At 42.8% G+C, this 15,265-nt stretch carries 11 protein-coding genes; 6 read left to right on the top strand and 5 right to left on the bottom strand.

Going from position 1 to position 15,265, the window contains the following annotated elements; genetic code table 11:
• Positions 1-69 precede the first annotated feature (69 nt).
• Entirely contained in the window at positions 70-687 is a 618-nt protein-coding gene (locus CWB72_RS18125; RefSeq protein ID WP_138565889.1) for an endonuclease, read from the bottom strand.
• Between the two features lie 124 nt (positions 688-811).
• The gene (locus CWB72_RS18120; protein WP_138565887.1) at positions 812-1,519 is read right to left on the bottom strand and encodes a hypothetical protein; all 708 of its coding nucleotides are present in this window, start codon (positions 1,517-1,519) and stop codon (positions 812-814) included.
• A gap of 241 nt (positions 1,520-1,760) precedes the next feature.
• On the opposite strand from CWB72_RS18120, the gene CWB72_RS18115 reads away from it, so the two are divergent.
• The 5 genes from CWB72_RS18115 to CWB72_RS18095 all read left to right on the top strand — a co-directional run bounded on the left by CWB72_RS18115 (position 1,761) and on the right by CWB72_RS18095 (position 7,645).
• Entirely contained in the window at positions 1,761-2,141 is a 381-nt protein-coding gene (locus CWB72_RS18115) for a hypothetical protein (RefSeq protein WP_138634363.1), read from the top strand.
• A gap of 257 nt (positions 2,142-2,398) precedes the next feature.
• Positions 2,399-4,213 (top strand): assimilatory sulfite reductase (NADPH) flavoprotein subunit, encoded by a 1,815-nt coding sequence (locus CWB72_RS18110; RefSeq protein WP_138634360.1) that lies wholly within the window; start codon positions 2,399-2,401, stop codon positions 4,211-4,213.
• 54 nt (positions 4,214-4,267) lie between these two features.
• The gene (cysI, locus tag CWB72_RS18105; protein WP_138634357.1) at positions 4,268-5,986 is read left to right on the top strand and encodes an assimilatory sulfite reductase (NADPH) hemoprotein subunit; all 1,719 of its coding nucleotides are present in this window, start codon (positions 4,268-4,270) and stop codon (positions 5,984-5,986) included.
• A 45-nt stretch (positions 5,987-6,031) separates the two neighbouring features.
• On the top strand, positions 6,032-6,772 hold the full coding sequence (locus tag CWB72_RS18100) for a phosphoadenylyl-sulfate reductase (RefSeq protein ID WP_058028427.1): 741 nt from the start codon (positions 6,032-6,034) through the stop codon (positions 6,770-6,772).
• A 342-nt stretch (positions 6,773-7,114) separates the two neighbouring features.
• The gene (locus CWB72_RS18095; RefSeq protein ID WP_252371592.1) at positions 7,115-7,645 is read left to right on the top strand and encodes a DUF4124 domain-containing protein; all 531 of its coding nucleotides are present in this window, start codon (positions 7,115-7,117) and stop codon (positions 7,643-7,645) included.
• 64 nt (positions 7,646-7,709) lie between these two features.
• Here the strand turns inward: CWB72_RS18095 and CWB72_RS18090 are convergent, their stop codons facing one another.
• Positions 7,710-8,795 carry a metallophosphoesterase gene (locus CWB72_RS18090; protein ID WP_138634354.1) on the bottom strand — a complete coding sequence of 362 codons (1,086 nt, stop codon included), beginning with the start codon at positions 8,793-8,795 and terminating at the stop codon, positions 7,710-7,712.
• A gap of 110 nt (positions 8,796-8,905) precedes the next feature.
• Positions 8,906-11,932, bottom strand: coding sequence for a TonB-dependent receptor plug domain-containing protein (locus tag CWB72_RS18085; protein WP_138634351.1), 3,027 nt, complete (start codon positions 11,930-11,932; stop codon positions 8,906-8,908).
• Between the two features lie 331 nt (positions 11,933-12,263).
• Here CWB72_RS18085 and CWB72_RS18080 point away from each other — a divergent pair, with 331 nt between their 5' ends.
• A complete protein-coding gene (locus tag CWB72_RS18080; RefSeq protein ID WP_138634348.1) occupies positions 12,264-14,345 on the top strand; it encodes a winged helix-turn-helix domain-containing protein in 2,082 nt (693 codons plus the stop codon).
• A 43-nt stretch (positions 14,346-14,388) separates the two neighbouring features.
• Here CWB72_RS18080 and CWB72_RS18075 read toward each other — a convergent pair whose 3' ends face one another.
• Positions 14,389-14,619, bottom strand: coding sequence for a hypothetical protein (locus tag CWB72_RS18075; RefSeq protein WP_130257036.1), 231 nt, complete (start codon positions 14,617-14,619; stop codon positions 14,389-14,391).
• Between the last annotated feature and the right edge of the window lie 646 nt (positions 14,620-15,265).

The following is a 15,265-nucleotide window of genomic DNA, read 5'->3' as shown; positions in this document are numbered from 1 at the left end:
TACCAACAAGCATTTGTAAACACAATTGGTACAACCAGATAATTTAAGTAATCGCTCATAATACATAAGCTATTTTTGCCAAGTTGTAAGCAATTGTTGTTGTTTTTTAGATATTTTTAATCCATAAGTTTTTTGCATATAAAAATAGGCGTCGGCAATGCGCTTTTTAGCAAAGTCCGGTGGTTCAACCCTGCGCTGTTTAAAATTAACTTTTACCGGGCACTCACCATGTTTGTATTCAGTATTAGGCAGCACACCAAAACGATAGTTACTTCTATCACCATTTATTTCTCCAATGGCAGGGGCAAGGTTGTTTATGTCTGCTTCCATTTTGCGAAACTTAGCACTGACTTTTCTGCAGTTCTTTCTGCCACCGTCTTGCCAGCACTTTAGCTGGTGGCCAAACTCCCAGGCCGACACAATATGCTCCCATTCTATACGAGTCGCACGGCTATTTGGTTTGCCTGAATGTGTGTAAGGCTTTCTTGGTGTATAGCCACAACTGTTTGCATCAGGAATAAGCTTCTTGCCTTGACGCTTGATCTTACAACCGCAATAAAGCGTGGTGGCATCTTGAGGTAAGGTTTTATTGAGGTACTTTTTTGCTTGTGAAAAGCTTGAAAACTCTTTGCCAAAAGTTGGCAGGCTCAGCAATAGCAAAGCCATTAACGCGAATAGCGGGCGCATTTCTCTCACCTAAGTGGACTACAGAAAAATGCACTATATCATCGCAATAAACGCTTTAAAATTATCTTGTTGATTGCAATAGTTTTTATAAAAAAGCCCTAGCTTACCAGGGCAAGTGGCTCAATTAAGCAGGTTTGTGTCTGCGCTTTCGCCAAGGCGGCGCTTGGAATAGCAAAAATATGCCAGATAGGCAAAACAACACACTGACGACAGAAAAACTGATCAATAACGGGTTATTAAAGTCTTCGCGTTCATCATAGTCCATAATATGTAGCATCCAGAAAAAATCAAAAATACGCCAAATGGTACTTCTTACTGTAATGATCTGTCCGCTTTGCGCCTCTAGGTAGAGTGTTGTACTACACCAGTCATTGTAAGTGACTGCCCAGACGTTTTCTTTGTAGCCGATTTCTCTTGGGCCTTTGGCTAACAGTTGAACTGCACTGATTTCGCCATTGCCTAAATAGTGAGCGTCGGCTTGTTGTTTGATCAAAGTTTCGCTTGGTGCAGTTAATGGTTGGCCAGTGATACCGTCAAACCAAGTTGTTTCATCACCTTGCACTTTAATGATGGGTATCTCTAATAGGTGTTTGAAAGCAATGTTTGAGAGTATATCTTGGCTTTTTGTAATAAGATTCAAATCTGCAGAGTAATCGGCTCGCTTAAATGGATTATCGAGCTGACGGTGAGCTAAGTGTTTGCCATGTACTTTTTCTAGTGGAATGGCGCTCATAACAAACCCACCTAATAACCACGCGAATATTTGAATAGCGAGTAGGTAGCCAAGCCACTTGTGTATTTTTCGAATGGGTTTAAATGCTGCTTTTATCATTATTCTTATCCAAGCAAATGAGAAGAGAGAACAGTGTACCTAAAAAGGTTTTTCTGTCACTGCGACAAATTGTCTCAGCCTTAAAGTCGTATTAAATCTTGTTTAGTAGATAAGAACAATATTTGTGCAGTTTTAAAATGCGTTAGCGGTAGCAACCACTCGGTGAGTTAGTTACACTTGTCTATATTGAGTATCGCTTTGTTACACCTTAAAAATATAGCTTAAAAAGAGAACAGTCATAATGTCAGAAATCCAATTCTTAAATGTAGACCTAGAGCTTGAATCAAAACAGGATATTAGTGCCTTGGTAGACGATTTAAAGAAGAAGGCTATGGTGCTGCACTATGATAAAGACGACTATCGTCATTTAGCGCGTATTGAAGCCGACGCTGATGTGGTAAGTCCTGACAAAGCGATTAATCATTTATGTGAGTTAATAGAGTCTTGTTCTAAAAGCGCGCTTAAGCAATGGTTATCTTGTTCTAAGCGTACTTTTGATATTGGCTTTAACTCGGGCGCTGCCCCTAAGTGTTTTTCTCAGCCAATTAGTGCCGATACATTATTGAGAATTTCGGCGATTGGCGCGGGGATTGAAATCACTATTTATCCTGTAGAAAGCTAAACTCATACTCTACTTTATAAAAAACGCGATCTTAGGTTTCCAAGATCGCGTTTTTTTGTTTTTGAGCAAAATTTTCTTAAAACTGTTTTTAATGGTATTTTTTCTCTTTGATAACCAAATGGAATAACAAAGCAGATCTAATTCTTTATCCTTGGTAACGCAAATCAGTATGCTTCAGCCTTAGAAAACCTTACTTCGAGTAGAAGTATTTCAGCAAGCAAACTAAGCAGACGGTTTAGGGTTAGGGGATAGATTCCATGTTGTTAAGTCAACTTAGTGCCGCGGCAAGCCCGCTGACACAAGAGCAAGTGCAAAAATTACAAGGTTTAGTGGCCGAGCTAAACCCAATTCAGCAAGCTTGGGTAAGTGGTTACCTAGCTGCAAATGCAAATACAGCTGCATTAAGCGGTGTAGTGGGTGGCCAAGCGCCAACTGCAGGCGAAGCGGCTGCACTCACCATTCTATATGGTTCGCAAACTGGTAATGCTAAAAGCGTTGCTAACCAGCTAAAAGCAGCTGCAGAGGCGAAAGGCCTGGCGGTTAAGCTGGTGAACATGGCTGACTACAAACCTGCTCAACTTAAGAAAGAAAAGTTTATTGCTGTTGCTGTTTCTACTTATGGTGAGGGTGAGCCACCAGAAGATGCTGAAAACCTACATGCGTTCTTAGCATCGAAAAAAGCACCTAAGCTAGATGGCGTTAAAGTAGCGGTTATCGGCCTAGGTGATTCAAGCTACGAATTCTTCTGCCAAACGGCAATTGATTTTGAAGAGCGCTTTAAAGCGCTAGGTGCAGAAACGGTTGTTGCGCGCGCTGATTTAGATGTTGATTACGAAGACCAAGCAGCTGCTTGGATCGGTGGTGCGGTTGATGCGTTCGAGCCTGAGCTTAAAGCACAGTCACAAGGTTCAGCACAAGTAATTCCTATGGCTGGCTTCGGTGCAGCACCAGCACAGAGTCAATACACTAAGCAAAACCCATTTGCGGCTGAGCTAAGTGTGGTGCAAAAGATCACAGGCCGCGACTCAACTAAAGATGTTCGCCACATCGAGATTTCACTAGAAGGCTCTGATATCAAGTATCTTCCGGGTGACTCTTTAGGTGTGTACTTCTTAAATGACGAAGCACTAGTAGATGAAACACTAGCACTACTAAACATTGATGGCGCAGCTGAAATCACATTAGGTGAAGAAACGTTATCAATTCGCACAGCACTGATTGAAAAACTAGAGCTGACGCAGTCTTATCCTGGTTTTGTTGAAAAGTACGCACAAGCAACTAACAACGCAGAGCTGTTAAAGCTAGTTGAAGACAAAGCCGCGATGCGTGAGTACATCGAAGCGCGTCAAATCTTCGATATCATCAAGCAAAACCCAAGCGATATTAGCGCACAAGACCTAGCGAACAGCTTACGTAAATTACAAGCACGTTTATATTCAATTGCTTCAAGCCAAGCAGAAGTGGAAGAAGAAGTGCACTTAACTGTTGGTTTAGTAGAGTTTGATGCCTTTGGTGAAAAACACTTTGGTGGTTGTTCTGGTTACCTTGCACACCGTGCAGAAGAAGGCGTACAAGTTAAAGTATTTAGCGAGCATAACGACAATTTCCGCTTACCAAGTGACGATAACACGCCAGTTATCATGGTAGGCCCAGGTACAGGTATCGCACCATTCCGTGCATTCTTACAAGAGCGTGATGCACGTGAAGCTGAAGGTGAAAACTGGTTATTCTTCGGTAACCCGCACTTCACGCAAGATTTCTTATACCAAGTTGAGATCCAAGGTTATGTGAAGTCTGGTCTACTTAACAAAGTAGACCTAGCATTTAGCCGCGACCAAGCAGAAAAAGTATACGTACAAGACCGTATCCGCGAAAAGGGCGAAGAAGTATTTGCATGGTTAGAAAAAGGTGCGCATTTCTACATTTGTGGTGACGCTAACCGCATGGCGAAAGACGTTCACCAAGCACTTATCGACATTATTAAAGCCCATGGTGGCAAAGATGACGAGCAAGCTGAAAGCTATCTAAAAGCGCTTCGCAGCAACAACCGTTATCAAAAAGACGTGTACTAGTAGCAAGTGCTAGTACACCACACTGACCGTCACAGTAGAATTTTAGGATAAGCCATGAGCACAGATTACAAACCTAACAGCAAGCTAGACCCAAATGCCAAGTTTGCTGATAACGAAAGACTTAAAACACAAAGTAACTTTTTACGCGGCACAATCACAACGGATTTAAAAGACCAACTTACCGGTGGTTTCACAGCGGATAACTTCCAGTTGATCCGTTTCCACGGTATGTATCAGCAGGATGACCGTGATATTCGTCCAGAGCGTACTAAGCAAAAACTTGAGCCAATGCACAATGTGATGCTTCGCGCACGTATGCCTGGCGGTATTATCACGCCTAAGCAGTGGTTAGCAATTGATGAGTTTGCTGGCGATAAAACCATTTACGGCAGTATTCGTTTAACAACGCGTCAAACATTCCAGTTCCACGGTGTGTTAAAGCCGGGCATTAAAGAAATGCACCAAATGCTTAACAGCGTTGGCATTGACTCAATTGCAACTGCTGGTGACGTGAACCGTAACGTACTATGTACGACTAACCCAGTTGAGTCTGAGTTACACCAAGAAGCATACGAGTGGGCAGCGAAAATTTCTGAGCACCTATTACCGCACACTAAAGCGTACGCTGAAATTTGGTTAAACGGTGAAAAGACTGAAACAACAGAAGAACCGATTTTAGGGTCTACTTATTTACCACGTAAGTTCAAAACAACGGTTACTATTCCACCAAACAACGAAGTAGACGTTCACGCGAACGATTTAAACTTTGTTGCGATTGCTGATAACGGCAAACTGGTTGGTTTTAACGTGCTTGTTGGTGGTGGTCTGGCAATGACCCACGGTGATGTAAACACTTACCCACGCAAAGCGGATGACCTAGGCTTCATCCCGCTTGAGCACACGCTAAAAATTGCAGAGCACGTGGTATCAGTGCAGCGTGACTGGGGTAACCGTGTTAACCGTAAGAACGCAAAAACGAAATATACCCTTGATACTTTCGGTACTGATGCATTTAAAGCAGAAGTAGAAAACCGCGCTGGCGTTAAATTTGAAGACAGCCGCCCGTATGAGTTCACCCACCGTGGTGACCGCATCGGTTGGGTAGAAGGTATTGATGGTAAGCACCATCTAACGCTATTTATCCAAAGTGGTCGTATTCTTGATTACCCAGGTCAACCGCTGAAAACCGGTTGTCGTAAGATTGCAGAAATTCACCAAGGTGACTTCCGCATGACGGCGAACCAAAACTTAATTGTTGCCGGCGTACCAGCTGATCAAAAAGACATCATTGAGCAGATTGCACGTGAGCACGGCTTAATTGACGACTCACACTCAGAGCAACGCTTTAACTCAATGGCATGTGTGGCGTTACCTACGTGTCCACTTGCGATGGCTGAAGCAGAGCGTTACCTACCAGAGCTTATCGAGAAAACAGAAGCGATTTTAGCTAAGCACGAAATCCCGAATGACGACATCATTATGCGTGTTGTTGGTTGTCCGAATGGTTGTGGTCGTGCGATGTTGGCTGAAATTGGTTTTGTAGGTAAAGGCCCAGGTAAGTACAACGTTTACCTAGGTGGTAACCGTGAAGGTACGCGCGTACCTAAGCTGTACCTAGAAAACGTAGGTGAAGACGTTTACCTACCAGCACTAGACGAATTAATTGGCCAGTGGGCTAAAGAGCGTAACGAAGGCGAGTGTTTTGGTGACTTCGCTATCCGTAAGGAAATCGTTGCCGAAGTGAAAGTCTCAAAGACAGACTTCCACGCTTAAAAAATCATTGAGTTGGCAGGCAGGCCTGCCAACCTAGGAACAAGCATGAGTAATTTTAAACAATTATTAGAGTTAGAAGGCGAAGCGCAAAAAGCGTTACTTGCCGAAGCGAATGCTTTGTTAGAGCCAATGACACCGCAACAGCGTGTGGCATGGGCGCTTGAAAACTTGCCTGATACGGCATTTTTATCTTCAAGCTTTGGTATTCAAGCGGCAGTTATGTTGCACTTGGTTTCAACCGAAAAGTCAGATATTCCAGTGGTATTAACTGATACTGGCTACCTGTTTCCAGAAACCTACCAGTTTGTAGATTACTTAACAGAGCGTTTAGACTTAAATCTAAAAGTATATCGTTCACCAATGAGTCCAGCTTGGCAAGAAGCTAAGTACGGTAAACTTTGGGAGCAAGGTCAAGAAGGCATTAAACAATACAACACCTTAAACAAGGTGGAGCCTATGACTCGTGCTATCGAAGAAATTGGTGCAAAAACCTGGTTCAGTGGTTTACGTCGTGATCAGGCATCAAGCCGTGCCGACAAGCAAGTACTTGAGATCAGCCGAGGTACTGTAAAAGTGTATCCGATCATCGAGTGGAGCAACCGCGACGTGTATATGTATTTAACCAAGCATGACTTGCCTTATCACCCGCTTTGGGACGAAGGGTATGTGTCGATGGGCGATGTGCATACTACCCGTAAGTTAGAGCCAGGTATGACAGAAGAAGAAACACGTTTCTTCGGCCTTAATCGTGAATGTGGTCTACACATTGACGGTGACGGTATTTAAAAATTTTTATTTAATGGCGAATTGTTAGAAACTAGTCTAAACATACAGCCATTAATAATTTTGCCTTGATGTAAATAAAAAGCACAGGTCTCAAAGCCTGTGCTTTTTTATTCCACAGTTTCTGTTGATACCAATCAGTCGTAATACTTAAGCAATTTGAGGTGCTAAAACTGACGCTTGCGGCGTTAAAAACTTCTCATTTAGAACAACTAAATCACAAAATTTTTGCCTAGCAATCGCCAAGTTTTCTCAGCCTCAAAATTGCTCACTAAATTACACTAATTGGTATAATATTTATAACCAAACTAAAATCATAAAGAGTCGATACGACGGAGTGTTCTCGTGGGTTATAAAGCATATATGATGATTATGGTGATGCTGATTGGTGTGGCATCATTGTTTGTAATTAAGCGTCCTGACGGTCAACCATATCTGTCTATCGATGCGATTTTCAATAAAGTTGAAAACGATACACAAAGCTTATTAGACGAGTCTAAACGCCACTTAAACAAAGCAGTAGATTACGCCAAACAAGCAACCGCTGATGAGAACCAAACTACAAAACAGTCAACCATTTATAAATGGCAAGATGAAAATGGCAACTGGATTTACTCAGACCAACCAAACCCAAAAGGCAACAGCCAAACTCATCAACTTGACCCCAGTAAAGTCACCATCATGGCCGCTGAAGATACGTCAATTTTATATAAAGACAAGCAAACAGCTGAGAGTGAATCACTGAAAGCCAACGCAATGAACCCGCAAGATGTCAAAGAGCTGATGAAGAACACTAAAAATATTCAAAAGCTAATGGACGATAGACAAAAGCAACTAGATGCTGTTACTGAGGGTAAGAAAGAAAAAGGGAATTAGATAGTGATATGGGCGAAGTTGCTTCAAGTAGCCTTCGCCTCAACTGAATATGGGGATTACAAAACTATTTCAGCTTCTTCCTCTCGCCTTCTAATGTACCACGCTCATGTTTACCATTTTCAATAAATAATACTTCACCATATTTGCCGCGCTTAATACTGCTGTCGATGGCAATCACTTTACCTTTAAAGCGGGTTTCTATTTTTTTCTGAGAAGTGTGGCCAACAACTATGTGGTTTACATCGAAGTGTTTTAATAATAAATCCAGTTCTTCGGCGGTGGCACCGTCGTCTTTAAAGTAACCGCGATACCAAATAGGTCCATGGGTTTTATGTAGGTAACTAGCAAAGCCTTCACGCTTTTTCGGCAGCTCTTTTTCAACAAGGTGTGATTTAAAGGTTTGGTTTATGGTGTCTAAAGTAACTTTATCTTCAGCGAGCTGAGGGTGAAAACCACCATGGGCGTACAAATGGTCGTTTATTTTTACCAGCACAGGTTTGCTTCGTAACCAACGACCTAAAATAGTGTGTTGATTAAATAATTGATCGAAAGGTGTCTCTAGCAGCTTTTCGGCTTTAACGTATTTGGGGTTTAGGTAACGTAAATCGCCATTTAGTACCATGACTTCATGGTTACCTAGTAGAAGGTGGATTTTACCGCCAGCTCGCTCGGCTTGCTTTTCTAGGTCGTGGATAAACCAAAGGATCTCAGTTACTTTGTCGCCACGGTCAAAAATATCGCCGGTTATGACAAAATGGCCATCACCAAACGCCCATTGGTTTTGCGCGTTAATGATGCCGTTATTTTTAAGTAGAGTGAGCATCAGATCATACTGTCCGTGTAAGTCACTGAGCGCCGCCACGCGTTTAACACCTTGGAACTCAATCAGCTGCTCAGCAAATGTTAGCTGCGAAGTGTTAGCGGTTAAACCACAGTCGGTAAACCCGTAGGGCAGGGAGACCCCTTCAAGGTTCACTTGCTTGCGTTTAACTTGGTCATTGCAAATCCAATTGACTGTTAAAGCACTAGTGTGCACGTCAATGTATGGACCGTCAGAAATGACTTCTTTGCTGGTCGATTCTGTAGCGCTGATTTGTGAGGCAAATATCAGTGAGGCACACAGTGTGATACGAAAGCGGCTTTTTATCATTATTTTTATCCTGTTCAAATTAGCGAGTGTTCAGTTTTCTTCTTAGAAAAGAAGTAGCCTTGAGCACACGCACTTTGAGGTGCTCAAGGCTGCTGTTCTAATGCTAAAAATTAAAACTTAATTTCTGCGCCTAAGTAGCCAAAGCGACCCATACCTGTGCCATAGCGGCTGTAGAAGTTACCACGACCGCCCGGCATAAAGTCACCCTTGTCATCCAATAGGTTGTTAATACCACCAAACACGCGTAACTCTACGTCAGCTGCTAAGTCGGTATTATATGATACAGATACATCGTGGCGCATATAGCTACCATATTTATGATATGCCAGCGCTTCAGGGCTAGCGATACAACCATTGTCTTCTTCAGTTGATGCACAGCGCTCAGCATTTCGCTCTAGTGCAGCGGTGTATTCTCGCTCACGGCTTAGGCTATCAGTAAATGACCCTAAATATTTCATCGCATAACGAACGCGCCACTCATCTAGACGCCAAACGACTGAGGCTGATAATTTGTCTTTTGAGCTACCATAGCCTGCATAGTCATCGGTCTCTAGGCCATCTAAACCAAGGTAAGTGGTTGAGCTTTCAAGGATATGGTTATAGTCCGCTTTAAAAGATAGACGACCTAAGCTTTCAAAGTCGTATTTATACTCGATTGCGACATCGATACCACGGCTACTGACTTCATCTAGGTTATCTTCACGCTGTACGATTTCGGTAATGTTACCTTCATCATCACGGCTGATTTCGTTACAGAATGGGTTACTGCTACCAAATGCAGCACTTGAATCGTAACACTCCTGTAAGATGCGCTCATTAGAGATCACCGAGATAGCACCTTCAATGGCAATATCATAATAATCAACGGCAATTTGCAGATCTTCGATGGCACTTGGTGCCATAGTAAAACCGAAAGTGAAGGTATCAGCGGTTTCTTCTCTTAAGTTAGCATTACCCGCATTCGGTGAGTATTTACTACCTGAACTTGGATCGAATTCAAAGTCCGGGTCTTCAGCAAGTAAAGCCGCAAACACAGGATCTTGACGACACTTGTCATGCCCCGCATTGGTCGAAGTTGCCGTTAGTCCCTCACAAATGTCAGTAAAGCTATCGTAGTCACCGCGAGCAGGAGACATTAGCTCAGTGATAGTTGGAGCACGCTGCGCACGGGCAAAGTTAGTACGAATAGTAAGATCTTCAATAGGTTGCCATAAAATGCCTAACTTATAGCTAGGCACAGTGCCCACAGCATCTATGCTGTATTTTGCTAAACGTAGCGAGGTTTCAAGAGAAAGGCTTTTCGCTAGAGGTGCATCTTTAAGTAGTGGCACATCAAATTCAGCAAAGCTCTCGTAGACATCGATTGAGCCTTCGAACTGCGGCACAACGTTAAAGGTAATGCCGCCTTCACGCATACCAATACTGGTTTGTAAGTCTTGCTTATCTTTACGGTATTCACCACCAAATACTGCTGACACGGCACCGGCTGGTAGCTCGAATAGCTTACCTGTCATGTAACCAACAATGTTGGTTTGATCAATGTAAGTGTTGATTTCAGGATTAACACGGATCCAATCAGCCATTTCTGGGGTGATAGAGCCCTCACCAAACAGGTTGATAGGGACACAGCCTGCTGCACGAGCGGCTTCGTCTTTACATTGGATGGTGCCGTCGTCTAGTTTTTCGGCATTTAAAGCATGGCTTAGCTTACGCACATCGAGTTCGTTGTAACGCAACTGCTCTTGGTGAAACTTACCAAAACCTACCGATATGTCCCAATCCCACTCACCGTCGAATGCAGTACCTTGCAAACCAGCCCAAGAGCGGATCGTGGTACGCGTGTTGTCAGTGGCGATATTACCGACTTCATTAAAACGTCGGTCCCAATAAATGCGGTCTTTGTACGGTTCGCTGTCTAAAATGGCTTGCGGTACATATGGGTTATCAATGGGAATATAACCCGGCTTGATCATGCCTAAACGTTCACCTGTATCTGGGTCGTATACGGTCTGGCTGGCACCTTCGTATTCGTCCTCTGGTGATTTATCGTTGAACGACTCGTCAATGCTCAGCTGAACTTGACCATAAAACTTAATGTCATCGGTAAGATCATAATCAACCTTGCCGGCAATCGAAAAGCTATCGTTTGGTACTTTTAACATCACATATTGACGTGTATTGATACCGTAAATTTCTTCGTTGTCTTTCCAGTCATCGCGCAATGTTTGACCGTCATACCAAAATTGTTTGTCGTTCTTCGAGTTTTCTAAAAACACCCCACCTGGAATACCGTCACTCTTACTCACCCAATCAGCTTGGGCGATATCGCGCATACATTGATAACCCTCAGCCGTTTGCATCTGGTTACACATCTCGCTTTCACTATAGCGGTATGCGTCTTCAATTTGAGCGCGGTCACGATCGTAAAAGCTCATACCAAATTGGCGATCCCAGTTGGCACTGACAAAAGCATAACCACGGCCATCTGAAAAAGTGCTACCAAAGTCAAAATCTAGGGTAAATTCTTTACCACCCCCTTCAAATGACTCACCGGTACGCGCTTTAAATGTCGCGCCTTCTTTGTCAGTTTGAGTGATGATGTTTACCACCCCAGCAACTGCGTCAGCACCATAAGTTGCCGACGCACCACCACTGATCACTTCAATGCGTTGTACCATACCACTAGGAATAGTACTTAAGCTGACCACGTTACCACTGTAGCTATTTGACACAACACGGCGCCCGTCAATTAAGGTAAGCGTTCTGTCAGAGCCTAAGCCACGCAGGCTGATAGACGAGATACCCGTCGACGCTACACTCGATTGGCTGGTGGTGTTACTTATAGAGGCATTAATTGAAGGAATATTATCGACGAGAATTTCAGACAGTGAGCCTAAGCCAGTATCTGAAATTGCATCTTTATTCATAGTCACTAGTGGTGTGGCGACACTAAAACTATCTCGTTTAATACGTGAGCCAGTAACGACAATTTTCTCAACTTTCTCTTCTTCTTGTTCTATTGTCGTTTGGGTTTGTTTTACTTTTACGGCTTCTAAATCATTTTGCTGTGCATGGGTGCTGAATACGGCACCAAATAGGGCGGCTTGCACGGCAACGCAAAGTTGCTTCTTGTTCATGGTTATTCCCGTTTTGATGAGTTAACTCAATAAAGTGATGTCAGTTTGTTAGCGTTATGTTTGTTTTCCTTGCACTGGCAAGGAATCTCGAGACTTGATAAATAGTGCGCTTAGCTCAACCTTGGGAATATCCTATTTAGCTCTTTTTTATATCTTTTTATTACTATTCATGTTGTTAGGTTTTTATAGATAAGTTTATTTAAAGTATTTAAATCGTAATTTGCACTCCCTGTTTAGCAGAAATAAGGTAAGATGAAGATATTCAAAATAACTGAATAAACATGAATAAATTAGCCAAAAGCGAAACAAGTAGTTCGGGTGAGTCAGGTAAATGCAGTGTGAAAAAGCTTTCCAATTAGGGTCATATCAAGTGTTCGTTGATGAGCATATGGTGGTGCTCAATGATGAGAAAGTGGCGGCTCAACCTAAAGTAATGGAGTTGCTGCAGGTGCTCGTGACCCGCTACCCACAAGTTGTGAGTCGCAACGAACTTATTGAGCTTGTTTGGCATGGTAATGAGGCTGTGGGTGAAAAAGCATTAACCAATACCATATGGCAGCTACGTCAGTTATTTGCAAACCCAAAAGCCCCTCTTGATATCGTCGAAACGATCCGTAAAAAAGGTTATAAATTAACACTGGCGCCGAGTCCACTTGTTCAATCAGCCGAGCAAATTGCTAGCGAACTCACTGTAAACAAAAACAAGTTAGTGAGCGGTTGGGCGATGTTTACTCTGATATTTGGTTTATTAGCCTATGCAGTGTGGTCTCATTTTAATACTCATTCAGAATCGCAGGCTGCTGAACAAATAGATGAGATAACCAAAATGCCCGGCAGTGAGCTGCGACCAAGCCCTTCCCCGAAAGGTGATAAGTTAGCGTTTATTTGGCAGCAAGGGCAGCAAAGTCAGTTATACCTCAAAGATTTAACCCACCCAAATGTACCTATCACGCAATTGACCTTCTCAGATAAAAGACCATGGAAAGCGGTCTGGAGTCCCGATCAGCAATATCTATATTTTGCCCAAAAAAATGCACTGTCATGTGACATAGTGAGGCTGTCTTTGGCTGATTTAGAGCAAGTCATCTTAACTCCTTGTCCGGTTGATTCTGGTTATAACTACATAGCGATCAGTCCTGATGGTAAAACGTTGGCGTTTAATGGCAAAGCACCATTGGCTTCGCAAGATGGCATTTACTTACTCGACTTAACTAAAGTTGATGCTTCACCCGAACGCTTGAGCTGTGATGTAGGGTGTGAACTGCGAGACCGAGATATGGCCTTCTCACCTGATGGACAATACTTGGCAATTACGCAGCGAAAGAGTACCTCCGAAGAGCGCTTGAGCCTGTATCATCTTGGCAAAAAGCAGTTTCAGGTGCTGGATTCAAGTCATGCTGATATCGTTGGTATGAGCTTTCACCCCAGTGGCCAGTACTTAGTTTATGGCGCACAAACTGCAGATAAACGTCGTGGTTACATTATGGATCTCGAAGCTAAGTCGCAGACAAAACTATCACCGCGGGGATTCAGTTATCCGCAGTTTGATGATGAAGGTAATCTTTATTATCAAAAGCGTCGCGAAAACTATTTCATTGCCAGTTTTACAACCCAAAGTGACGTTATCTCAATGCCGTCGCCTGTGATTGAATCGCATTACTCAAACCAGTATCCCACTTTCTCACATCAGCATCAGAAGCTGGCATTTCTCTCTAATGAGTCAGGTCAATATGAGTTGTGGCTCGCTGATCTGGATGGCAGCAATCGTGAGCAAATCACCCAGTTGCAAAGAAACTTACGATACCCCATGTGGTCAATGCAGGGCGAAAAACTATTAGTGGTGAGCTCAGATGAGTCCGATGGTAACGACAAACTCTACGTGTTTGATTACGCCTCAAAGCAATTAAAAAGACTGGATTTGCGCTTTGGTAAAATTGGCAGACCGTTTTGGCATGGTAATGGACAAGACATCGTAATTCGCCAGAAGACCGAAAAAGGCTTTAAGTTATTTAAGTTGCACCCCGACACATTACATTTATCTCAATTAACGCAAAAGCCAGCACGTTACGGGCAATTTATTTCAGATGAAGTGTTATTGTTCGTTAATAATAAGGGGCTGTGGCGTCAACAAGGTAGCAATGTCGAACTGCTACTCGCACAAACCAAGTTCAACACACGTTATGCATGGTACGCTAATCAAGAAAGCGTATTTTATAAGCATTTAGGGAGTGATTTTAACTATATTCATGCATTTAACTTAACTACAGGCGACGATAAAAAGCTGCTGCGTTTGCCTAAAGCAAGTTTTAGTAAATCAGCGCCTTTTGTTTATGATGCGCCAAGCCAAACCTTATTATTTACTCAAAGCCTCACACCCCAGTCAGATATAAACCGGTTAAGTTCAGCAAAGTAAGGCGTACTCTCGTACGCCTCAGTGACTATTAAGAGGTGTTGCTTTAAACGCCTTGGCACTGGCCTTTTTTACACTGTTGTAGCAGATGATTGTATAGACCTTGGCTTGATGCACAAGCCGAGCCACCACCCACTCGGGCACAAAATGACAGTTGTTGTTGTTTTGCCCACGCACTACAGTTGCTCGAGCAAGGGGTTGCTGCAACAACAGCAAGTGACGCTGTGGCGATAAAACTCAAGCTAGCAGCGGCGATAAGTTTAGTGATTTTAGACATGATCTTTCCTTATTTTTCAGTCGGTTTTACTTGGGGTGTGATAATAGAGGAGCGTACTCCCCCGGATAAATATTGCGTAACCTGAACCACGGATATTAAATCTATCTCCAGCGGCAACTTTCAACGCTAAGGGCGTTGAATTTACTTGCAATAGACCAGCTATTGACGCTCAGGTTCGCCTTATCTTTGGTAAGTCTCTGAAGCAAAGTTCAGGTTACTTACAACTTGGGTCGTCACCGATCAACAGCCAAACTGTTGATCAATAAATGGCAGTGCCTCAGCTATAGCATGTACTGTAAATACGCTGGAAAATGCAATGGCTAAACTGGTCGTTAACTTGCTGAGTCTCTTCACAACGGATGTCCTTGTTGTTTTTTTAATCGAGTTTAGATTATGGGTACTATTGGGTTGAATGCAAATAAAATGTTAATGATTATTTTTCAAGTAAGAAGAGCGCTTGCAACTTAATCAAGTAATTTAAGGCCTTTAGGTGAAGTTACTAAAGAAATGTAGCAAGTGGTCTAATTTGATGTGGTTTACAATTTGGTAACGTAAACGGTTTTTAAATTTAAAAGCAATGAGTCGATGGCTGTATAAAAGCCACCGACTGAATTGAAAGATAGAATTACTTAACCTCAGATCTGTA

This window comes from Pseudoalteromonas phenolica (assembly GCF_005886345.1).
GTDB lineage: Bacteria > Pseudomonadota > Gammaproteobacteria > Enterobacterales > Alteromonadaceae > Pseudoalteromonas > Pseudoalteromonas phenolica_A.
Note: the sequence above shows the minus strand (reverse complement) of the source record. Positions and strands in the feature narration are given on the sequence as shown.